This is a genomic window from Pseudomonas sp. Irchel s3h14 (assembly GCF_900187425.1).
Taxonomy (GTDB): domain Bacteria; phylum Pseudomonadota; class Gammaproteobacteria; order Pseudomonadales; family Pseudomonadaceae; genus Aquipseudomonas.
Genome location: NZ_FYDJ01000003.1, coordinates 84,196 through 107,519, shown reverse-complemented (window position 1 = coordinate 107,519; position 23,324 = coordinate 84,196). Strand labels below are relative to the sequence as shown.

Annotated in this window: 15 protein-coding genes; all 15 read left to right on the top strand. The window is 60.1% G+C overall.

What is annotated here, in order from left to right; translation table 11 throughout:
• Positions 1–10 precede the first annotated feature (10 nt).
• The gene (gene flgG / locus CKW16_RS07130; protein WP_095127797.1) at positions 11–796 is read left to right on the top strand and encodes a flagellar basal-body rod protein FlgG; all 786 of its coding nucleotides are present in this window, start codon (positions 11–13) and stop codon (positions 794–796) included.
• 52 nt (positions 797–848) lie between these two features.
• Positions 849–1,544 (top strand): flagellar basal body L-ring protein FlgH, encoded by a 696-nt coding sequence (gene flgH / locus CKW16_RS07125; protein WP_095127796.1) that lies wholly within the window; start codon positions 849–851, stop codon positions 1,542–1,544.
• 27 nt (positions 1,545–1,571) lie between these two features.
• Positions 1,572–2,660, top strand: a complete 1,089-nt coding sequence (locus CKW16_RS07120; RefSeq protein ID WP_095127795.1) for a flagellar basal body P-ring protein FlgI — start codon at positions 1,572–1,574, stop codon at positions 2,658–2,660.
• A gap of 11 nt (positions 2,661–2,671) precedes the next feature.
• Positions 2,672–3,973 carry a flagellar assembly peptidoglycan hydrolase FlgJ gene (gene flgJ, locus CKW16_RS07115; RefSeq protein WP_095127794.1) on the top strand — a complete coding sequence of 434 codons (1,302 nt, stop codon included), beginning with the start codon at positions 2,672–2,674 and terminating at the stop codon, positions 3,971–3,973.
• Positions 3,974–3,996: 23 nt separating this feature from the next.
• A complete protein-coding gene (flgK, locus tag CKW16_RS07110) occupies positions 3,997–6,066 on the top strand; it encodes a flagellar hook-associated protein FlgK (RefSeq protein ID WP_095127793.1) in 2,070 nt (689 codons plus the stop codon).
• Between the two features lie 13 nt (positions 6,067–6,079).
• On the top strand, positions 6,080–7,627 hold the full coding sequence (locus CKW16_RS07105) for a flagellar hook-associated protein 3 (RefSeq protein ID WP_095127792.1): 1,548 nt from the start codon (positions 6,080–6,082) through the stop codon (positions 7,625–7,627).
• 110 nt (positions 7,628–7,737) lie between these two features.
• On the top strand, positions 7,738–11,319 hold the full coding sequence (locus CKW16_RS07100) for a glycosyltransferase (RefSeq protein ID WP_095127791.1): 3,582 nt from the start codon (positions 7,738–7,740) through the stop codon (positions 11,317–11,319).
• Positions 11,320–11,392: 73 nt separating this feature from the next.
• A complete protein-coding gene (locus CKW16_RS07095; protein WP_095127790.1) occupies positions 11,393–14,149 on the top strand; it encodes a TIGR00180 family glycosyltransferase in 2,757 nt (918 codons plus the stop codon).
• A gap of 245 nt (positions 14,150–14,394) precedes the next feature.
• Complete coding sequence (gene rfbF, locus CKW16_RS07090) at positions 14,395–15,165, top strand: glucose-1-phosphate cytidylyltransferase (RefSeq protein WP_095127789.1); 771 nt, start codon at positions 14,395–14,397, stop codon at positions 15,163–15,165.
• Positions 15,156–16,220 (top strand): CDP-glucose 4,6-dehydratase, encoded by a 1,065-nt coding sequence (rfbG, locus tag CKW16_RS07085; protein ID WP_095128131.1) that lies wholly within the window; start codon positions 15,156–15,158, stop codon positions 16,218–16,220. Before rfbF ends, rfbG begins: the two co-directional genes overlap by 10 nt.
• Complete coding sequence (gene rfbH / locus CKW16_RS07080) at positions 16,213–17,535, top strand: lipopolysaccharide biosynthesis protein RfbH (protein ID WP_095127788.1); 1,323 nt, start codon at positions 16,213–16,215, stop codon at positions 17,533–17,535. The genes rfbG and rfbH overlap by 8 nt, the downstream gene beginning before the upstream one ends.
• Entirely contained in the window at positions 17,535–18,230 is a 696-nt protein-coding gene (locus CKW16_RS07075) for a sugar phosphate nucleotidyltransferase (RefSeq protein WP_095127787.1), read from the top strand. The genes rfbH and CKW16_RS07075 overlap by 1 nt, the downstream gene beginning before the upstream one ends.
• Positions 18,227–19,594 (top strand): CBS domain-containing protein, encoded by a 1,368-nt coding sequence (locus CKW16_RS07070; protein ID WP_095127786.1) that lies wholly within the window; start codon positions 18,227–18,229, stop codon positions 19,592–19,594. Before CKW16_RS07075 ends, CKW16_RS07070 begins: the two co-directional genes overlap by 4 nt.
• Complete coding sequence (locus CKW16_RS07065; protein ID WP_095127785.1) at positions 19,591–21,492, top strand: N-acetylneuraminate synthase family protein; 1,902 nt, start codon at positions 19,591–19,593, stop codon at positions 21,490–21,492. Before CKW16_RS07070 ends, CKW16_RS07065 begins: the two co-directional genes overlap by 4 nt.
• A gap of 43 nt (positions 21,493–21,535) precedes the next feature.
• Entirely contained in the window at positions 21,536–23,323 is a 1,788-nt protein-coding gene (locus CKW16_RS07060; protein WP_095128130.1) for a thiamine pyrophosphate-binding protein, read from the top strand.
• Position 23,324 lies beyond the last annotated feature (1 nt).

Here is a 23,324-nt window from a genome sequence, read left to right as displayed (position 1 = left end):
GGAGAATCGAATGCTTCCGGCTCTATGGGTTGCCAAAACAGGCCTGTCCGCCCAGGACACCAACCTGACGACCATTTCCAACAACCTGGCCAACGTGTCGACCACGGGTTTCAAACGTGACCGCGCCGAGTTCCAGGACTTGCTCTACCAGATCAAACGCCAGCCAGGCGCCCAGTCGACCCAGGACAGTGAACTGCCGTCGGGTCTGCAATTGGGTACCGGTGTGCGCATTGTCGGCACCCAGAAAAACTTCACCGCCGGCAGCCTGCAAACCACCGAGCAGCCGTTGGACATGGCCATCGACGGTCGCGGTTTCTTCCAGATTCTGCAGCCGGACGGCACGACTTCCTACACCCGTGACGGTACGTTCCACCTGGACTCCAACGGTCAGATCGTGAACGCCAACGGCTTCGCCCTGGAACCGGCCATTGTCATCCCGAACGATGCCCAGACCTTCACGGTCGGTCGCGACGGCACCGTGTCCATCACCGTTGCCGGCAACCCGGCATCCCAGGTGATCGGCAACCTGCAAACCGCCGACTTCATTAACCCGGCCGGTCTGCAGGCTGTGGGCAACAACCTGTTCCTGGAAACCGCTGCCAGCGGCGCGCCGCAAGTCGGCACCCCGGGTCTGGCCGGTTTCGGCACCACGCTGCAGAACACCCTGGAAACCTCGAACGTCAGCACCGTTGAAGAGATGGTCAACATGATCACCACTCAGCGCGCTTACGAGATGAACTCCAAGGTGATCTCCACCGCCGACCAGATGCTCTCGTTCGTAACGCAGAATCTGTAATCAAGTCTATGAGGCGGCTATGAGGTCGCCTGCAACACCGTGAGGTAGGGTCATGAATCGCTTTGTATCTGTTCTGGCACTGAGTGGCGTCGCCGCGCTGGCGGGTTGCGTCGGTCCGACGCCCAAGCCCAATGACCCTTACTACGCCCCGGTGTTGCCGCGTACGCCGTTGCCCGCCGCCGCGAATAACGGCTCGATCTACCAGGCCGGTTTCGAACAGAACCTGTACAGCGACCGCAAGGCGTTCCGGGTCGGTGACATCATCACCATCACCCTGAACGAAAGAACCCAGGCCAGTAAAAATGCCAACTCGCAAGTGGCCAAGAACAGTAAGGCCGGCATTGGCCTGACGTCGCTGTTCGGCACAATTCCTCACGTCACCAATCCATTGGGTGACGGTGACCTGACGCTGAATGCGAGTTACAGCGGCGACCGCGCGACCAAGGGTGACAGCAAGGCCGGGCAGGGCAACAGCCTGACCGGTTCGATCACCGTGACCGTCGCCGACGTGTTGCCCAACGGCATCATCGCCGTACGCGGCGAGAAGTGGATGACCCTCAATACCGGTGATGAACTGGTGCGGATTGCAGGGCTTGTTCGCGCCGATGACATCGCGACTGACAACACCGTTTCGTCGACCCGTATCGCCGATGCACGCATTACCTATTCGGGCACCGGTTCGTTTGCCGATGCGAGTCAGCCAGGCTGGTTCGACCGTTTCTTCCTCAGCCCGCTGTTCCCTTTCTAGGTGGCTACGTTGAATCTTAAACACCTGATGGTGGCCGCCCTGATGCTGTCTGCAGCGTTCAACGCGCAAGCCGAGCGGCTGAAGGATATCGCCAGTATTTCCGGCGTACGTTCCAACCAATTGATCGGCTACGGCCTGGTGGTCGGGCTTAACGGTACCGGTGACCAGACGACGCAAACCCCGTTCACCCTGCAGACCTTCAACAACATGCTCTCGCAGTTCGGCATCAAGGTGCCGGCGGGTTCGGGTAACGTGCAGTTGAAGAACGTTGCGGCGGTGTCGATCAGTGCTGATTTGCCGGCGTTCGCCAAGCCGGGTCAACAGGTCGACATCACTGTATCGTCCATCGGTAACTCCAAGAGCCTGCGCGGCGGCACCTTGCTGCTGACGCCGCTCAAGGGTATCGACGGCAACGTCTATGCGGTCGCTCAGGGCAACCTGGTGGTCGGCGGTTTTGATGCCGAAGGTCGTGACGGTTCGAAGATCACTGTCAACGTTCCGTCGGCCGGTCGTATCCCGGGCGGTGCATCGGTTGAGCGTTCGGTGCCGAGCGGGTTCAACCAGGGCAACAGCTTGACGCTGAACCTCAATCGTTCGGACTTCACCACGGCCAAGCGCATCGTCGACAAGATCAATAATATGCTCGGTCCTGGCGTTGCCCAGGCCATCGACGGCGGTTCGATTCGCGTCAGTGCGCCACTCGATCCGAGTCAGCGCGTCGACTATTTGTCGATCATCGAGAACCTTGAAGTCGACCCGGGTCAGGCGGTGGCGAAAGTCATCATCAACTCGCGGACAGGCACCATCGTGATCGGCCAGAACGTCAAGGTTTCCCCGGCCGCCGTGACCCACGGCAGTCTGACCGTGACCATCACCGAAGACCCGATCGTCAGCCAGCCCGGCCCTCTGTCCAATGGGCAGACGGCGGTCGTGCCGCGCTCGCGGGTCAACGCCCAGCAGGAAGCCAAGCCGATGTTCAAGTTCGGTCCGGGCACCACCCTCGACGAAATCGTGCGTGCGGTGAACCAGGTCGGCGCGGCGCCGGGTGACTTGATGGCCATCCTCGAAGCACTGAAACAGGCCGGCGCGTTGCAAGCCGACCTGATCGTGATCTGAGGACGGCGACCATGGATATGCGCAAGGGCGGATTGGGAGTCAGCAGCAACGATTCGGGTTCCTACTCGGACCTGAATCGCTTGAACCAGCTCAAGGTCGGCGACAAGGACAGTGACGCGAACATGCGCAAGGTTGCGCAGGAATTCGAGTCGCTGTTCCTCGGTGAAATGCTCAAGTCCATGCGCTCGGCCACCGACGCGCTGGGCCAGGACAATCCGCTCAACACGCCGGCAGCCAAGCAATACCAGGAAATGTACGACCAGCAGTTGGCCGTTTCCATGTCCCGTGAGGGCGGTGGCATTGGTCTGGCTGACGTGCTGATGCGTCAGATGTCGAAGAACAAACCGCTGGCCCCGGGCGAGGCTGCTGCTGCGTCAGCCGCCAAGCAAGCTGCCGCGAAAGCCGCCGTGGAAACCCCGATTGCCGCCGGTACGGTCGCCACCAACGGGCCGCTGTCGCGCCTCAATGGCGAGCGTCCGTTGTGGGCTTCGCGCTCGGTGATGTCGTCGGCCAGTGCGGGCGAGGGCACTCATCGCAATGACATGGCGCTGATCAATCAGCGACGCCTGGCGCTGCCGCCGAAACTGGCCGATCGCTTGCTCGCAGGGCTGGTGCCGTCGGCATCGACCACTGCCGCGACCGCCGCGACGGCGCAGAACAACATCCAAATGCCGCAGAGCACCAAGACCGGTGCCGGTCCCCTGTACAACGGCGATTGGCTGGCTTCGCAAACGGATACGACATCCAGCGGGCGCCTGCAGGTTTATGGTCGTGCCATGGCGCAAATACCGCTGGCACCGGCGAAGAAAGCGTTCAGTTCCGCCGACGAATTCGTCAACACCATGCTACCGATGGCCAAAGAGGCCGCCGAACGCATTGGTGTCGATCCGCGTTACCTGGTGGCGCAGGCCGCCCTGGAAACCGGTTGGGGCAAATCGGTCATGCGCGCCCAGGATGGCAGCAGCAGTCACAACCTGTTCGGCATCAAGGCCGGCAGCAGTTGGGAGGGCGAATCGGCGCGGGCAATCACCAGCGAATTCAGGAATGGCGAGATGGTCAAGGAGACGGCTCAGTTCCGTTCCTATGACTCTTACAAGGACAGCTTCCATGACCTTGTGACGCTGCTGCAAACCAACAATCGCTATCAAGATGTTGTGAAGTCGGCCGATAACCCAGAACAGTTTGTACGCGAGTTGCAAAAGGCCGGTTATGCAACCGACCCGGACTACGCAAGCAAGATTTCGCAGATAGCCAAGCAGATGACGAGTTACCAGAACTACGCTGCGGCGGGCGCTACCACCACGCCTCTATAGGCATAAGCTATAAGGTCTGAACCATGAGTTTGCTCAACATCGGGATGTCGGGGCTGTCAGCCAGCCAATCGTCGTTGATGACTACGGGTAACAACATCGCCAACGTCGATACCGCGGGTTACTCGCGTCAGCAGACCGTGCAGGGCACCAAAGCCTCGCAGCAGTTCGGCAATGTCTACATCGGTACCGGCACGACCCTGGCCGATGTACGTCGGGTGTACAACAGCTACCTTGACGCCCAACTGCAGACCACCACGTCGCTCAACAGTGATTCGGCCGCGTACCTGGGTCAGGTCACGCCGCTGGACAAACTGCTGTCGGACAGCGGCACCGGCCTCAATGGCGCACTGACCAAGTTCTTCGCCTCGGTACAGAACGTCAACGCCAAACCGGGTGACGACGCTTCACGCCAGTTGCTGCTCAGCGATGCCCAGGCCTTGAGCAACCGTTTTAATTCGGTGTCCAGCCAGTTGAACGCGCAGAACGCGAACATCAATGGCAACCTGACGAGCATGGCCGATCAGGTCAATAAACTGGCCGCCACCGTGGCGCAGTTGAACCAGAAGATTTCCGAGATTTCCAGCTCCGGCGGCATGCCGAACGAGCTGCTCGACGCCCGTAACGAGACGGTACGCCAGCTCTCGACCTTTACCGGCGCGCAGATCGTTGAACGTGAAGGTAACGTCGATATCTACTTGGGCAGCGGCCAGCCGTTGGTCATGGGCAACACCGTCAACAAACTCGAAGTCGTGCCGGGCAAAGACGACCCGAACCGCTTGTCGCTGCAACTCAATCGTGGTTCGAGCACCATCGATATCACGTCGATCATGACCGGTGGCGAAATCGGCGGTTTGCTGCGCTATCGCAGCACCGTGCTCGACCCTGCCATGAACGAACTGGGTCGCGTCGCTCTGGTCGTCGCCGATCAGATGAACAGTATTCAGGCCCAGGGCATCGACAAGAACGGTGACTTCGGTTCGAACCTGTTCAACAGCGTCAACAGTGCCGCGCAGATGGCTCAGCGCAGCATCGCCTCCGGCAATAACAGCGTGGGTTCGGGCAACTTCGATGTCAGCATCGAAGACACCGGCAAGCTGACCATCAACGATTACAAAGTGACGTTCACCAGCGCCACCGACTACACCGTGCAGCGCCTGCCAGACAATACGTCTGTGGGCGGCAGCTACAGCACGACGACCACACCCGCGCCGGTGATCGAAGGTTTCTCCTTGAAGCTAACCGGTGGCACCGCCGCTGCAGGCGATACCTTCAAGATCACCCCGACCCGTAACGCGGCCGCCAACATCAAGACCGAGATGACCGACTCCAAACGTCTGGCCATCGCGGCACCGTTGGGTGCGGCCATCGCGGCCAGCGGCAGCGGCAATGGCACCCTGACCATTCCGGCCAGCGGCCAACCGACCCTGACCACCCAATTCGATATCTACGACGCGGCCACCAAAACCGCGATGCAAAACGGCCTGAAAAACTCCACGCCGACCAAGGTTGTATTTGGTGCGGTGTCCGCCGACGGCACCAGCCAGGCCTACCAGTTTCTGGATGCCAAGGGTGGGGTGATCAGCAGCGGCACCATCAAGCCAGGTGAGAGCAACACCCTGAACCTGAGTATTCCGCTCAAGGATGCCACGGGTGCGCCGATCCCGCCTGCGCCTGCGACTCAGTACACCGCGGCCTTCAGCATGACCATCGCCGGCTCCCCCAGCAACGGCGCCGGGATCAACGTCTCGCTCAGTCAGCCGGGCAGCCTGGACAACCGTAACGGCACCGCACTGGCCGGCTTGCAGACCGCGCAAACCGTGGACACCGGCTCCGCCAGCAAAGGTATTTCGCTGAACGACGCTTACGGCAAACTGGTCGAAGGCGTTGGCTCCAAGGCCGCCCAGGGCAAGCTCGACAGCGCCGCGACCGAAGCCATCCTGGCGAACGCCAAAGGTGCGCGCGACTCGCTTTCGGGTGTCGACCTCGATGAGGAAACCGGCAACCTGGTCAAGTATCAGCAGTACTACACCGCCTCTTCGCAGATCATCAAGGCTGCGCAGCAAATTTTCAGCACATTGATCAACAGCATTTAAGGAGTCGTAGCCCATGCGCATTTCTACCGCCCAGTTTTACGAGTCCTCGGCTGCGAACTATCAGAAGAACTTCGCCAACGTGGTCAAGAGCAGCGAAGAGGCCAGCAGCCTGGTTCGCGTCAACACGGCCGCCGATGATCCGGTCGGCGCCTCGCGTCTGTTGCAGTTGGGTCAGCAGGCTTCGATGCTTGATCAGTACAAGGCCAACACCAACACGATCAAGGCGACCCTGGGTCAGGCCGAGTCAGTGATGACCAGCATCAACAACGTGTTGCAACGTGCCAAGGAACTGGCCATCGGTGCCAACAACGCCGGTTACACCGATGCCGACCGTCAGGCCAACGCCTCGGAACTGGGCCAGATCGAAGAGCAGCTGCTGAGCCTGATGAACAGCCAGGATGAAAACGGCAAATACATCTTCGCCGGCTCCAAGGGCGATACGGCTCCGTTCTCACGCAACTCCGATGGCACCTACAGCTACAACGGCGACCAGGTGACCCTGAACCTGCCGATCGGCGACAGCATGTCGATGGCCACCAACAGCACCGGTTGGGAAGTGTTCCAGCAAGCGATCAACACCAGCCGCACCCAGGTTACCGGGTCGATGAATGACGGTCTTGTGACTCTGTCCGACGGGCAAGTGTCGTCGAGCGTGTCATACAACAATAAATTCCGCGGCGGCGAGCCGTACCTGGTGGAATTTACCAGTGGCACTCAGTTGAAGATTACTGATGCGGGCGGCAACGACGTGACGAATGAAGCCACTCAGGGCGGCCTCATCACCAACGGCAAGAACCAGAGTGTGAGCTTTCGCGGTGTCGACCTGACCCTGAACTTCAATGACCCCAACGCTGCGTTGGCCGGGCGTACGTTCAAGCTGGAAGCGAAGCCGGACACGTTCAACGTTTCCCGTGGACCGGGCAACCCGAGCACCGTCCAGGCGACCAGCACCAGAATCACCAACCCGGCCGCGTACCACGCCAGCTTCCCGAGTGGCTCGGCGGTGCTGAAATTCACCAGCGCCAGCGCGTTCGACTTGTACGCCGCACCCATCACCGCCGACAGCAAGCCGGTCTCCAGTGGAACGATGGTGGGTAATACCGCCACGGCATCGGGTGTGGAATTCACGCTGAATGACACCCCGGCCAATCCACTGTTGGCAGGCGATCAGTTCAACGTGGCGGTCAACACCCACGAGACCCAGAACATTCTGGACACCGTGAGCCAGTTGAAAACCGCACTGAACACGCCGACCACAGGTAACGCCGTCGCGACCCAGAAGCAACTGGCGGCGATGGTATCGGGGATGGGTAACCTCGCCAGCGGCATCGATCAATTGTCCGCCGGCTTGAGCTCGGTCGGCGGTCGCGGCTCGGCGCTGGATACTCAGAGTGATACCAACCAGGCGATGGTGCTGGCGAACGCGCAAACACAGTCGACGATCCGTGATTCCGATCCTGCCGAAGTAATGACTCGCCTGACCTTGCAGCAAACCATGTTGCAGGCCTCGCAGTTGGCGTTCAGCAAGATTGCGCAATTGGGCCTGTTCAACAAGGTCTGATTCAGTGCAGGGATCGCATGACTTGATGCGATCCCTGACCTTCTTCTTTTTACGGTTCAGGACGTTCTGCTCTCGCGCGAGTTGACGCCGGCCGGTCGAGAGTCACGCGTGTGAAACCTACTCCTCTTGTCAGCATTGCCATCCCTGCGTTCAACCCGCGCTTCTTCCGTACAGCGCTGCAAAGCGCACTCGACCAGACCTGCGAAAACCTTGAAATCGTCATTTGCGATGATTGCCGCACGGACGAGATCGAGCAGATCGTCGAGTCCCTGAGCGTAGAGTCGAATGTGGTGGTGCGGTATCTGCGCAACCCTGTCCGCCTGGGCTTCCAACAAAACATTCTGCGTTGCTTCGACGAGTGCCGTGGCGAGTTCATCAAGTTCCTGTGTGACGACGATCAGTTACTGGTCCATACCGTCAGCCAGCAGGCTGAAATTCTGGCCGAGCATGCGGACGTGCTGCTGGTGGTCAACAGGTTTCAATTCGTCGATGCCGACAGTTATGTGTTGCCCATTCGCATGGAGAACGTTGGCCTCACCCAGTTCGATGCCGTGTTCAAGGGTGAAGACCTGCTGGCCAGCTTTGAAAAGACACCACGTAACATTCTCGGCGGGTTCAGCTGCGCGTTGATGCGCCGCGCCGACATCGTCACCTTGCTGCCAGCGCTGGCGCAGGCCGGTGCGGGGTTTGTGGCGTTGCTCGATTTCGCTTTGTTCATTTGCTTGCTGCGCCGCGGCAATCTGGTTGCGCTGAACAATGTCGGCAGCGTTGAGCGGTTGTATCCAGAGCGCCTTACCCGTCAGCCCGACACTGTTTCGACCTCCATTGTGGAATGGACGTGGCTGGCACAAATGCTCGAGCAACGCAGTGGCGAACCGGCACCGGCCAGCGGATGGATACGCTATCTGGCACTGGAAGAAGACACCACGAAAGTGCCACGTGAATGGGAAGAGCTGAACCTCTATTACGCCATGGCGGCACGACAGGCCATCATCCTGTTTCAGGTGGGCACGGACACTGAAAGTTACGCTGACCTCTATGCGCAATGGCTCGCTTCCCGGCGTTTCAGTCCGACGCGGCAGCAGGTGCTTTCGCAGCAAATTGCGCGCTGGGCGCATCGGCCGAAGATCGTTCCCGTCATCATCGATGCAGACGAGGACGTCCACGCACTGGACATCACGTTACAAAGCCTCGCAGGTCAGTTGTATGGCTGCGAATCGGTGGTGTTGTTGTCCTGCGGACAACAGGCTGTCGATCACCATGTGCTGCGGGTTGCGCTGCAAACTGACTGGCCACGGCAACTCAACGCTCTGCTGCCACAAATGGAAGGCGTGGACTGGTTTTACCTGTTGCGTGCCGGTGACCGGCTGACGGAATCCGCTCTATTGGTGCTGGCCGACCGGATTGTCGGCGTGCCGGGCACGACATGTGTTTACAGCGACGAAGGCGCGCTGGTAAACGACAAGCCTGCCGAGCCGATCTTCAAACCTGACTTCAACTTCGACTTGATGCGCGGTTATCCCTACGTCGGTCGCACCCTGGCCTTCGAGTGCCAGCGCTTTGTCGAGATGGGCGGCTTCGATTCAACGCTGGGTGAGCTGGCACCTCATGACCTGATTTGGCGGCTGGTGGAAACGGACGGACCGCAGACCATCGCGCACATCGCCGAAGTGCAGGTCGAGTCGACTTTCACCTTCGCTCAATGGCTGTCCCTGCCTGAAGTGGTCGAGCAAAACCCTCGGCTGATCTCGGCCCATTTACAGCGGATCGGCGTCGAGCATCGGCTTCATCCTGGCCCGCTGATGCAGCTGGTGCCGCGCATCGAGTACCTGTACCCGGAGCGGCCTCTGGTTTCGATCATTGTCAGTATCAAAGACGAGTTGAGCGCGCTGGAGCGTTGCATCAACAGTCTGATCAGCAATACAGGATACGCCCACTACGAAATCATCATTGTCGACAACGCCAGCGAAAGTCCCGATGTCCGGCATTGGCTGAACGCCATGGCCGAGCTGGGCAGCGACACATTGAGGATTTTTTCGTACGCCGAGGGTGGTAGCGAGGCGGTCATCAGGAATTTCGCGGTGCAACAGGCGCGTGGCGAGTATCTGCTGTTCCTTACTCCTCACTGCGTCGTGCACGACGCTGCCTGGCTGGATGAAATGCTCAATCACGGGCGGCGTCCCGAAGTCGGCATCGTCGGACCGCGTACCCTCAGCCTGCAAGGCGACGTGATCGACGCCGGGCTCGTGCTTGGTCTGGGCGGGCTGGCGGGACGGGCGTATGTTAACGAACCGGTGGTCTCCGGCGGTTACATGCAGCGGCTGCAAATGGTGCAGAACTGGAGTGCCGTCAGCGGCCATTGCCTGCTGGTGCGCAGGCAAGTGCTGGAGAGTGTCGGTGGTTTCGAGGAGGCCATCAGTACGCAGGGCATCAACTCCCTGGAGTTGTGCCTGCGAGTTGGCAACAGTGGTTATCTGATTGTGACCACGCCTTACTCGAGCATTGTGCTGGTGCCTGCGGCGGATACACCCCGCGAAGGGGCGTGGAAAGAGCGACTGGAGCACGAGCAGGAAGCGTTCTATCAGCGCTGGCTGCCCAAAATTGCCAACGATCCCGCTTACAATCGCAACCTGAAACTGAACGGACCCAGCTTCGGTCTGGAGCCGGGCCCGCGTACCGGCTGGAACCCTTTGAGCACCCGCAGCATGCCGTCGATCCTGGGGTTGGCGCTCAACAGCTCGGCAATCGGACACTACCGTGTCAGCCAGCCATTGTTCGAATTGCAGGGGGCTGGGCGGATCGTCGGTCGCCTGTCGTACGACATGCCGTCGATAATCGAAATCGAGCGTCAATCGCCGGATGTGATCGTGCTGCAGGGACGCTACAACATGAACAAGATTGAAGACATTGTTCAGGTGAAAACCTATTCGAATGCGCTGCGTATCTTTGAGCTGGATGACTACATTGCCGACATTCCCAGCAAGAATGATCACATCCGCAACATGCCCGGCAACCTTCCCGCACTGTTGCGCCGTGGCGTAGGGATGTGTGACCGGGTCGTGGTATCGACCCACGCGCTGGGGGATGCCATGTCGGACATGCACCACGATATTCGTGTCGTGCCGAATATGCTGGCACCGTACTTGTTCGGCAACCTCACCAGCCGACGTGGTGCTTCAAGCAAGCCGCGAATCGGCTGGGGCGGTGGCACCAGTCATCGTGGCGACCTTGATCTCATCGCCGACGTTGTGCGCGAGCTCGCGGATGAAGTGGAATGGGTGTTTTTCGGTATGTGCCCTGACTCGCTCAGGCCGTATGTGCATGAGTACCATTCGGGTGTCGTCCTTTCCGCGTACCCGCAGAAGCTCGCGAGCCTCAACCTTGACCTGGCTCTGGCGCCGCTGGAGTTCCATATTTTCAACGACTGTAAAAGCAACTTGCGCTTGCTTGAGTACGGCGCCTGCGGCTATCCGGTGATTTGTTCCGACACCGAGGCCTATCGCGGACATCTGCCGTGCACTCGGATATTCACCAACAGCACGGACGAATGGCTGCAGGCGATTCGCATGCACCTGTCCGATCCCGCTGCCAGCTATCGGATGGGCGACGAATTGCGTGAAGTGGTGTTGCGCGACTTCATGTTGCGCGGCGATAACCTGCAGTACTGGGCCGATGGCTGGCTGCCCGATTGATGAGTTTCAACGTCGAACCGTCAGAACAACGTAATGCCGCTGATCCGGCTACCCGCTCGTTATAGGAATTCATATGCAAAGCAATTTCCCGAATGGATCGTCTGCTCCGTTGAATGAGCGGTTTACCCTGGTGCTGCTGACTCACAACCAGCCTCGTGCGGTTCGCCGTGCCTTGCACTACTACAGCGCCTGGCCCTGCAAAGTACTGGTCGTCGATTCATCGCTTGAGGCAGATGCCGACATCGTCGCAACGTTCGCCGGTGTGCAGTATCTGCATGTGCCCGCGCCACGTGCCGAACACTTCAGCTTCAGAGTTCGTCAGGTGATCGGGCAGATCACCACGCCATACATGGCTGTGGCCGAAGTCGAAAGTTTCCTGCTGTCTGCCGCGATTGATCAATCGCTCGCCTTCCTGGAGTCCAACGCCGAATACGGCACCTGCCAGGGTTACAGCCTTGCGTACGAAGCGCATGCCGATCGCGTCGATTATTACCTGCGTGACCGTAAGGGCTGCGAAGACTACAGCGACGACTCGGCTGACGCTCGTGTGGCGGTTTTGAACCGGGATTGCCCGTCCCTGGCCAGTGCCGTTACTCGCACCCAAATCATTCAGCGCTGGTATGCATCGCTGGCCTCGGATTTCAATCCGAACTTGCACGCAAATGGCTATTCCGACGGGCTGACGGCTGGTGGCAAGGTGCGCCTGCTGCCAGTTCCGTATGCGTTGCACGAGCGCCGAAGCATTACGTTTGTCGAAATTACCGAGAAGCTGTTCGAGTCGACCTGGGATTCCCTGGCAGGCGAGCCGGTTCGTCGTTTCGAACCGACGCAATACATTGAACTGCCGTTCTACAACCAGGTCTTTTTCGAGGTGCTGACGGCGCTCGAGTTTTTGTTGCACGCAGTGCCGACCGGTCGGCTGCAACTGGAAGAACTCGAGGCGGCGATGCTCAAACAAAAAGAGCTGTCGCGCATTCATCGCAATACCAGTGCAGAACCGCTCCATGATCGACTGCTCAAATCCTTTGAGCTCTACGCCTTCAACCAGGAAGTGGTGGAGCGACTGGCTCGGTCGCTGAAGGGCGAGGGGGAGCTGGCGCAGGCACAAAAAGTCCTGGCATGGGGCGAGCGACTTGGTGCTGCGACGCTGGACAGCAAGGCCGAATTGTTCGATGCCACGCGTTCCGGCCAGCTGCTGAACTGGCTTGAGGCGCGCAACCCGAGCGAGAGCCAGGTAAAGGACATCTCCCGGCATCTGGCCCGCCATGCTGGCGGTCCGACGTTTGGCATCCTGTTGCTGGACCTGGACGCCGACATCTTCAAGCTGCAGGCGACGTTCGACAGCGTGATGAACAGCTACTGCCGAGCGTTCAAGATTATCGTGTTCACCACCGGCGACCTGCCGGCCGAAACCACGCTGCAAAACACCCTGCATTTCGTCAAGGTCAACGAGAGCAACTACGTCGACAAAATCAATCAGATGGTCAGCCAGACTGATTGCGACTGGATGGTGCTGGTCGAAGCCGGTGACGAGCTGACGCCGAGCGGTCTGTACCAGGCGAGCCTGGAGTTGCTCGCCGCGCCGCACTGCCGTGCGGTGGCCATGGATGAGTTTCAGCGTCAGAAGAACGGAACGCTGGCCGATGTCTTCCGCCCGGGCTTCAACCTTGACCTGCTGCAAAACAACCCGGCCTTGATGGCACGCCATTGGCTGGTACGCCGGGATGTCATGGTTCAGGCCGGTGGTTACTCGCGTGAATTCAAGAAGGCGCTTGAGTTCGATTTGCTGTTGCGTCTGATCGAGCAGGACGGGCTGCACGGTCTTGCGCATCTGGACGAACCGCTGCTGATCTGCCAGGCACCGGAAGAGGAAACCAATGCCGATGAGCGCAAGACCTTGCTGCGCCATCTCGCCACCCGTGGATATCAGGCCGACGTCAGTTCGCTGGTGCCGGGTACGCACAAGATCGATTACCGCTTCATCGAACGGCCTATGGTGTCGGTCATCCTGCATGGCGTCCGTGATCTGGCGGTGTTGCAGCGCTGCATTCTCAGTGTGCTGCAACGGACCCGCTACCAGCGCTACGAAGTACTGGTAGCTGACGATTCGGCCTACGCGGCGCAATTGGGTCATTGGCTGGATGGCCAGGGCCAGCAAGCCAACCGGGTTCGTCTGTTCAGTGCCGAAGCGGGTCTGGCGACCGGGACGCTGATCAATGTCGCCAGTCAGCAGGCCAAGGGTGAATACCTGGTGACGCTGGCCGCTGACGGCGAGGTGGTCAACGTCAACTGGATCGAAACCCTGCTCAATCAGGTTCAGCGTCCAGAGGTCGGTGTGGTCGGCGCCAAGCTGATCGACCGTGACGGATCTGTCACTCAGGCGGGCCTGATCCTCGGTTTTAACGAGGGTGTCGGTTCGCCGTTCGTGGGGCAGCCTAAGACTGCCACGGGCTACATGAACCGGCTGGTGGTGGAGCAGAACTGCTCGGCGGTGTCCTTTGCCTGCCTGATGATCTCCAAGCAGTTGTTCGAAGCGGCTGACGGCGTTGATCTCGAACACTTCGCCGAGGCGTTCGGTGATGTCGACCTGTGCCTGCGCGTCGGTCAGGCCGGTTATCTGACGGTGTGGACCCCGCATGTGCAGGTCATTCAGTCAGGCGTATTGGCGCAGTCGTCAGCGGCTCGTCAGGCGCTGGGCGAGAAGTGGTCCGAGGCGCTGGCGCATGATCGGTTCTACAACAAGAACCTCGCCTCCAACGGCTCTGGCTTCGAGCTCGGACCGGTGACCGGCATTGAATGGTCGGCCCTGATCAAGCAGGCCAAAGCCTAAGGATCAAGGCTCGACAGCCATCCGCGCCAATAAAAAAGGCTCACCTCACGGTGGGCCTTTTTTATGTGTTCCAGGTGCCGGAGGCCCGTCATAACGGGGCTCTTCCGGGGTTTTTTCCTATGGCACCAATATTGCTTTCTGGTGTCTGCGCCCGAGTTAAACGCGCAGACGCCGAATTATTGGCGTTCCTTGCCAACGGCCAGCGCTTCAATGAAGTCGATGTAGCCCACAGTTGAGAGAAGCACATGAAGGCAGTAATTCTGGCAGGGGGATTGGGAACTCGCATCAGTGAGGAATCGCATCTCAAGCCCAAGCCGATGATCGAAATTGGTGGCAAGCCAATCATCTGGCACATCATGAAGATCTACTCTCACTACGGCATCAACGACTTTGTGGTCTGCCTGGGCTACAAGGGCTACATCATCAAGGAATACTTCGCCAACTACTTCCTGCACATGTCGGACGTGACGTTCGACATGGCCGAAAACCGCATGCAAATCCATCAGGGCAAGGCCGAGCCATGGCGCGTCACGCTGGTTGATACCGGCGAGACCACCGGCACGGGCGGGCGCCTGAAGCGCGTGCGCGACTACCTGGGCGACGAAACCTTCTGTTTCACCTACGGCGATGGCGTGTCGAACGTCAACATTCCCGAACTGATCGAATTCCACCGTCAACACGGCAAGCAGGCCACGGTCACGGCCGTGCAGCCACCGGGACGCTTCGGCGCGATGGAGCTGGAAGGTGCTTGCGTCAGAGGCTTTCAGGAAAAACCCCAGGGTGATGGCGGCTGGATCAACGGCGGATTCTTCGTGCTGGAGCCGAGCGTGCTCGATGGCATTGAAGATGATTCGACGACCTGGGAATACGAACCGATGCGCAACCTGGCACGCCAGGGGCAACTCATGAGCCATCTGCACCGTGGCTTCTGGCAACCGATGGATACGTTGCGTGACCGCGTCTTCCTTGAAGAGCGCTGGAGCAGCGGCAACGCCGAATGGAAGCTCTGGCAGTGAACGGATTCTGGGCAGGTAAAAAAGTTTTCCTGACCGGCCATACCGGCTTCAAGGGCGGCTGGCTGGCGTTGTGGTTGCAGCAACTGGGCGCAGATGTGCGCGGCTTTGCCTTGCCCGCCGCGACCATGCCGGCGCTGTGGACGGTGGCCGGTCTGGACCGTCTGGTTGCCGGTGACATGGCGGATGTTCGCGATGAGGCGGCGGTCGCTCAGGCGCTGCAGGCCTTTCAGCCAGACGTGGTCTTCCACCTGGCGGCGCAACCGCTGGTGCGCGAGGCGTATCGCACACCTGTCGAAACCTATGCCATCAACGTCATGGGCACCGTCAATGTGCTGGAAGCCGTGCGCCATTGCCCGAGCGTTCGCGCGGTGGTGGTGGTCACGACCGACAAATGCTACGAAAACCGCGAATGGGTTTTGCCCTATCGCGAGTACGACGCCCTCGGCGGCTTCGATCCGTACAGCAACAGCAAGGCTTGCGTTGAATTGCTGTGTGCGTCTTACCGCAACTCTTTTTTGCAAGCGTGCGGTGCTGCACTGGCCACTGCGCGGGCGGGCAACGTGATCGGCGGCGGCGACTGGTCGCCAGAGCGATTGATCCCGGACGTTTTCCGTTCCTGGCAAAACAATCAAGAAGTGGTCCTGCGTTATCCCCACGCAACGCGCCCGTGGCAGCACGCTCTCGAGCCGCTGATGGGCTACCTGATGCTGGCCCGCGCGTTGTATGAGGACGGCGAGAAATATGCCAGCGCCTGGAACTTCGGCCCCGACAACAGCAGCGTCGCCACCGTCGAAACCATTGTCGGCCAACTGGCCGAGCGGTGGCCGACTGCGGTGCGCTGGTCGGTCGATACCCAGGTGCAACCCCATGAAGCCGGGTTGTTGGCGCTCGATTCAAGCAAGGCACGCCTGGAACTGGGCTGGACGCCACGCTGGTCGTTAGCCGACACCCTCGAACGCACGCTGGCCTGGAACCTCGCCTGGCAACGCGGCGAAGACATGCACACCTTTACCCGCAAGCAGATAGCGGACTACCAAGGCGATACCCATGAGTGAAAGTACTGCGGATCAGTTGCGCCAACAAATTGTCGAGTTGGTTGGGCGTTATGCGCAGCTGGAACTGGCCCCCAAAGTCTTCGTCGCCGGCCAGAGCCCTGTGCCGCCCGCGGGCAAGGTGATCGGTGCAGGCGAACTGCAGACGATGACCGAAGCGGTGCTGGATGGCTGGTTGACCACCGGACGCTTCAACGATGCTTTCGAAAAACGCCTGGCCAAATACCTGGGCCGACGCTGCGTGCTGACCACCAACTCGGGTTCGTCGGCCAATCTGATCGCGTTTTCCGCGCTGACTTCGCCCCGACTGGGCGATCGCGCGATCAAGCCCGGCGACGAAGTGATCGGCGTCGCGGCGGGTTTCCCGACCACCGTTAACCCGATTCTTCAGTTCGGTGCGGTGCCGGTGTTCGTCGATATCGAACTGCCGCACTACAACATCGACCCGAGCAAGATCGAAGCCGCCATCGGCCCGAAAACCAAGGCGATCATGCTCGCGCACACCTTGGGCAATCCTTATGACCTGAAGGTCATCCGGGCGCTGTGCGACAAGTACAAACTGTGGCTGATCGAGGACTGCTGCGATGCCCTCGGTTCGACCTACGACGGTCAACTGGTCGGCACTTTCGGCGACATCGGCACCCTGAGTTTTTACCCGGCGCACCACATCACCATGGGCGAGGGCGGCGCGGTCTTCACCAACAGCCCGTTGCTCAGCCGCATCATGGAATCGTTCCGTGACTGGGGTCGCGACTGCTATTGCGCGCCCGGCCAGGACAACACCTGCAAGCAGCGATTCTGCAAGCAGATGGGGCAGTTGCCGGAAGGTTACGACCACAAGTACACCTATTCGCACCTCGGCTATAACCTGAAAATCACCGACATGCAGGCCGCCTGTGCCCTGGCGCAGATGGATCGGCTGGAGGACTTCACCGAGGCGCGCAAACGCAATTTCCGCTGGCTCAGCGAGCGTCTGGCGAATTGCGCCGACTACTTGATCCTGCCGCAGGCCACCGCCAACAGCGACCCTTCGTGGTTCGGTTTTCCGGTGACCCTGCGCGACGGCTGCGGTATCAAGCGCGTTGAATTGCTGCAGTTTCTCGACAGCCAGGGCATCGGCACACGTCTACTGTTCGCCGGCAATCTGGTGCGTCAGCCGTACATGCTCGGTCGCAATTTCCGCGTCAGCGGCGAGCTGACCGTCACCGACAAAATCATGCACGATACGTTCTGGATCGGTGTGTGGCCGGGCCTCGGTGAAGAACACCTTGGCCATGTCGCACGCTGCCTGGAGCAGTTTTTCGGATTGGCACGCTGATGCGCGCCTACATCCTTTGCGGTGGTTTTGGCACTCGTTTGAGCGCCGTGCTCCAGGGCTCGCAAAAAGCCGTGGTCGACATCCATGGCCGGCCATTCCTCGCACTGGTGCTGGCGCAACTCAAGCAGGCCGGTATCAGCGACGCGGTGCTGTGCGCGCATTACCGTGCCGATCAGTTGGCCGAGCTGTTGCCGACGCTGTCGGCCGACTCCGGTCTGGCCCTGGCGCTGGTGGTCGAAGAGCAACCGATGGGCACGGGTGGCGCTGTATTGCAGGCGTTGCGCGAAGTGCCGCCGGGTGGCCGTTATCTGGTGCTCAACGCCGATACCTGGCTTGATCACTCGGCCTATCACCTGGCGATGAATGCGACAGAGGATGTACTGGTTGGCGTCAAAGTCGAAGACCGCTCGCGTTACGGCAGCCTGAGCTGCTCGGACAGCTTGCAGTTGCTGGCGCTGAACGAGAAGGGCGTTTGCGGGCCTGGCCTGGTGAATGCGGGCGTCTACGGCTTTGCCGTCGATTCGCTGGACGGGTGTGCGCTGCAGGCCTGTTCGATGGAACAGGAAATTTTGCCGCAACTGATTGCCCGTCAATCGCTGAAGGTCGGCGAATACTCGGGACCCTTCATTGATATTGGAACGCCGGACTCGCTGAGTGCATTCAAGTCGGGCTTTCAAGAGGTCGCGAGCGCATGAATCAGTTGGTAAGAAGCCAGACGATTTATACCCATCAGACCATTCTCGATGCCGTTGAATGCATTGAGTCGGGCGCCCTGCAAATCGTTTTTGTGGTGGATGATGAACGGCGTCTGGCCGGCGTATTGACCAACGGTGATTTGCGCCGCTACCTGCTGCAAGGCGGCGCGACGACCGTGCCGGTCACTGAGTGCATGAACACCAACTACCGCTCGGTGAAGCTCGGCGCGGCGCGCGAGGAAATGCTCAAGATCTTCGATCTGAGCTACAACGCGATCCCGGTGGTCGATGTCGATGGCTTTCTGGTCGACGTGGTCACGCCTGCGCGGCTGGCGGCCAATCAGGAAGTGCCGGTATTGGCACGAGCTCGGGCACCGGTGCGCATGAGTTTCAGCGGCGGCGGCTCCGACCTCACGTATTACTTCGTGGAAAACCCGGCCGCGGTGCTCAGTTGCACGGTCGGCCTGTATTCCCATGCCACGCTGATTCCGCGTACCGACAGCGTCATCCAGATTTTTTCCGAAGACCTCGGCACCGAAGAGCATTACGCTTCCCTCTCGGACTTGCTGGCCCATGGCGACAAAGGTTTGCTGGCGACCATCGTCTCGGTGATCCAGCCCAATTACGGACTGGATCTTTATATCCGTTCCGACTTTCCCGTGGGTTCCGGCCTGGGTGGCTCGTCGGCCGTTACAACGGCGGTCATCGCTGCATTCAACGAGTTGCGCCGCGATCGCTGGAGCACCTACGAAGTGGCCGAACTGGCATTTCAGTCCGAGCGGTTGTGCTTCGGCATCGCGGGTGGCTGGCAGGATCAGTACGCATCGGCCTTCGGTGGTTTCAACCTGATCGAGTTCAAGGAAGGTCGAAATCTGGTGCACCCGATTCGACTGGAAGATTCGATCTGCAACGAGCTTGAAGAGTGTCTGGTGCTCTGTGACACACGTATCTCCCATGACTCCGGCAAGCTGCATGAGCAGCAGCGCGAAGAAATGGAAAGCAAAAATGCCCAGGGCCTGCTCATCACCGAAAGCGTGGCGCTGTGCCGCCACATGCACCACCACCTGATTCGCGGCGAGCTGCATGATTTCGGCCGTTGCCTGCATCAGGGCTGGATGCTCAAACGACAGTTTTCCCGCGCCGTCAGCGATGGCGTGCTCGACCAGATTTACGACAGCGCGCTGGCCGCAGGCGCGCTTGGCGGCAAATTACTTGGCGCCGGAGGCGGGGGCTTCTTCCTGTTTTTCGTGCAGCCCCAGCATCGCCAGGCCGTGACCGCAAAGGTCCGCGAGCTTGGCTGCCGAACCACTGATTTCCGTTTCGAATCCAACGGTGTCACTTCCTGGCGGACCAAAATTCAATGAATGAGCAATTTTTCAGCATCGATGGCGTTGTCATCGGTGGCGACCACACCTTCGTCATCGCCGAAGTGGGTAACAACCACAACGGTTCGGTAGAACTGGCAAAAAAACTGGTCGATGCGTCGATCATGGCCGGGGCCGATTGCGTGAAGTTCCAGCTGCGCAACCGTGAAGCCCTCTATCGCCGCAAGGCCGATGGTTCGCGGGCCGAGGATTTGGGTGTCGAGTACATCCAGGACCTGCTTGACAAGGTCGAATTGACGGTCGATGAGCACCTGCAAATCCGTCAGTACTGCGCGCAAAAAGGCATCAGCTACATCTGCACGCCGTGGGATGAACCGAGCGTCGAAGTCCTCGCCGATTTTGACGTGCCGGCGCTGAAAATCGCCTCGGCCGACCTGTGCAACCCGTACCTGATTGCCAAGGCTGCGAAGCTGGGCAAGCCGTTGATTCTGTCGACGGGCATGTCGCTGGAGCATGAAATCGTCCGCGCCATCGAGCAGTTGAATGGTTTGGGCGTGCCATTCGCCTTGCTGCATTGCAACAGCACTTACCCGGCGCCGGAAACCGATATTCAGCTCGGTTACCTGGCGCGTTTGCGCGAGCTGCACGGCCTGATCGGTTACTCCGGTCATGAGCGTGGCACTGCGATCAGCATTGCCGCTGTGGCATTGGGCGCCAAGTTGATCGAGCGTCACATTACCCTCGACCGCGGCATGGAAGGGCCGGACCACCTGGCCAGCCTGGAGCCGGAGGAGTTCCGTCAACTGGTCGAAGGCATTCGACAGGTCGAGAAGGCCTTGCCATGGACCGGCCCGGGCCGCCACGCCAGCCAGGGAGAATTGCTCAACCGCGAGAACCTCGGCAAGAGCGTGATCGCCGCCCGAGCCATCGAGCCCGGTGAAGTGTTCGAACAGAACATGCTGCGCGTGGCCAGTCCGGGCCAGGGGCTGCCGCCGTATCGCCTGATCGATCTGCTCGGCAAGAAAGCCGGGCGCGCAATCCCGCAAGGCGACTTCCTGTTCGACAGCGATCTGTCCGAGCAAGCCGAAGTGCGCCGCGAATTCGCCATGCCGATTCTTTGGGGCGTGCCGGTGCGGTATCACGATTTCCTGCAATACGAGCAGTGGATCAAACCGGACCTGTTCGAATTCCATTTGTCCTATCGTGACTTGAGCGTGGCGCCGCAGGCTTATCTGCGTCAGGTCGAGTGTTCGCGTCTGGTGGTGCATGCCCCGGAGCTTTTCGAGAACAGCGAGCTGCTGGACCTGGTGGCCGATGATATGGAATACCGCCAGCGCTCGATTGCCAACCTGCAACGGGTGGTCGATGCCACCCTGCAAATCGCCGAGTTCTTCCCGAACGCCGACTCGCTGCTGATCGTCGCGAACATCGGTGGCTTCTCGGCCGATGAACCTTTCCCGGTCAGTCAGCGTGCGGAGCTGTACCGACGCTTCCAGGAGTCCTGTGCGCAGGTCGACTTCGGTCGCACCGAGCTGATTCCACAAAACATGGCGCCGTTCCCGTGGCACTTCGGCGGGCAGCGTCACCAGAACATTTTCATGATGCCGCAGGAGTTGGCCGAACAAGCCAAAGCCCTGAACCTGCGTCTGTGCCTGGACCTCTCGCACCTGCAAATGGCCTGCTTCCATTTCGGCCTGGACTTCCAGGCGGCACTGGCGCTGCTGCTGCCGCACTCGGCGCACCTGCACGTGGCCGATGCCAAGGGCAGCAACGGCGAGGGCGTGATCATGGGCACCGGCGATGTGGACTGGCCTGCGACGTGGACGCAGCTCAAGGCGTATCCGCAAGTGAGCTTTATTCCGGAAGTGTGGCAAGGCCACAAGGATCACGGTGCCGGGTTCTGGTCGGCGCTGGATTTTCTGAATCAATTGAATTGAGCCGAGCGCTCGGCGAACTGGGGTTTGAACGATGGGTACCAAAATGCGTGTAGCTGACTACATCATGAATCGACTGGCGGAGCTGGGCATCAAGCAGGTGTATTTCCTGCCAGGTGGCGGCGCCATGCATTTGAACGATGCCCTGGGACGTCATCCCGACCTCGAGCCAATCCTGTGCCTGCATGAACAGGCCGCTGGCATCGCGGCTGAAGCGGCGGGCAAACTCACCGGTGGACCGAGTGCCTGCATGACCACTTGCGGGCCGGGCGCCACCAATGCGGTGACGGCAACCCTCGGCGCATGGCTCGATTCTACGCCGGTGTTCTTCATCTCGGGTCAGGTCAAGACCGCCGATTTGAAGGCCGGCACCGGTTTGCGCATGTTGGGTGTGCAAGAAGCCGACATCGTCTCCATCGTGTCCTCGATCACCAAACGTGCCGTGACCCTGACCGACCCGCTGGCGATCGCTGAAGTGTTCGATGAACTGGAACATGCGGCGCTGACCGGCCGTCGTGGTCCGGTCTGGCTCGACGTACCGCTGGATATGCAGGCGGTACAGATCGACCCTTCGCAGCTGCGCCGGGCGAAGTTGCCACCGGTGGCAGCGGCTGTCGACCTTGCCGAGCCGTTGGCCCGCACTCTGGAGTTGCTGAAAACCGCCAAGCGCCCGGGGATCATTGCCGGCAGCGGCATCCGTATGGCCGGCGCCGTCGATGCGTTCAATGCGCTGGTTGAAAGCGCGGGTGTCCCGATCATGCCGACCTGGCTGGCGATGGACGTGATCGAGGATGAGCATCCGCTGTATGGCGGTCGTCCAGGTTCGATTGCACCGCGCTGGGCCAACTTCACTCTGCAAAACTGCGACCTCCTGATCGTGCTCGGCTCGCGCCTGGACATGGCGCTCACCGCCTACAACCACGCGCATTTCGCCCCACATGCGAAGAAAGTCGTGGTCGATATCGACGCGGCGGAAATCGCCAAATTGCAGATGCCGGTCGAAGTGGCGGTGGTGGCTGACGTCAAGCCGTTCATCGAAGGTCTGGTAGCGGGTATCAAAGCCACACCTTTGCCAGCGTTCGACGGCTGGTTGTCGCAGATCGCTGCCTGGCGTAAACGCTATCCGCTGCTGCAACCTGAGCATGCCGATGACAGTGAAGGCGTGAGCATGTATCACTTCACTGATCGTCTGTCCGAGCTACTGAACGAAGGCGACGTGATTGCCCCTGGCAGCTCCGGTTTTGCTTCCGAACTGTTCCTGCTGAACCTGCGCCTGAAAAAAGACCAGCGCTGCTTCCACAATCGCGGGACCGGCTCGATGGGTTTCGGCATTCCGTCGGCCATCGGCGCTTGCCTGGCGGCGGGTCGCAAGCAAACGATCTGTGTCGAAGGCGACGGCGGCGTGCAACTGAACATTCAGGAGCTGGCGACGCTGGCCGCACAGAACCTGCCGGTCAAATGCTTTGTGATCAACAACCAGGGTTATGCCTCGATCCGTACCTCGCAGAACATGCACTTCAAATTGCTGGTTGGCGCCGACGACACCAGCGGCCTGAAACTGCCTGACCTGCAGCAATTGGCTGCGGCTTATGGCGTTGGCTACGCACGCATCGATGCGCACAAGGGGCTGGACGCCGCATTGAGCGAAGTGCTTGAGCGTAGCGGCCCGGTGATCTGCGAAGTGCTGGTTCAGGTCGAAGAGGCGCGGGTGCCGCGCGTCATGACCCGTATCAACGAACAAGGCAAACCGGAAACCGGTGCGCTGGAGGATCTGTATCCGTTCCTGCCGCGTGACGAGTTCAACGAGCAGATGGCGATTTCGGAGCGCAACTGAA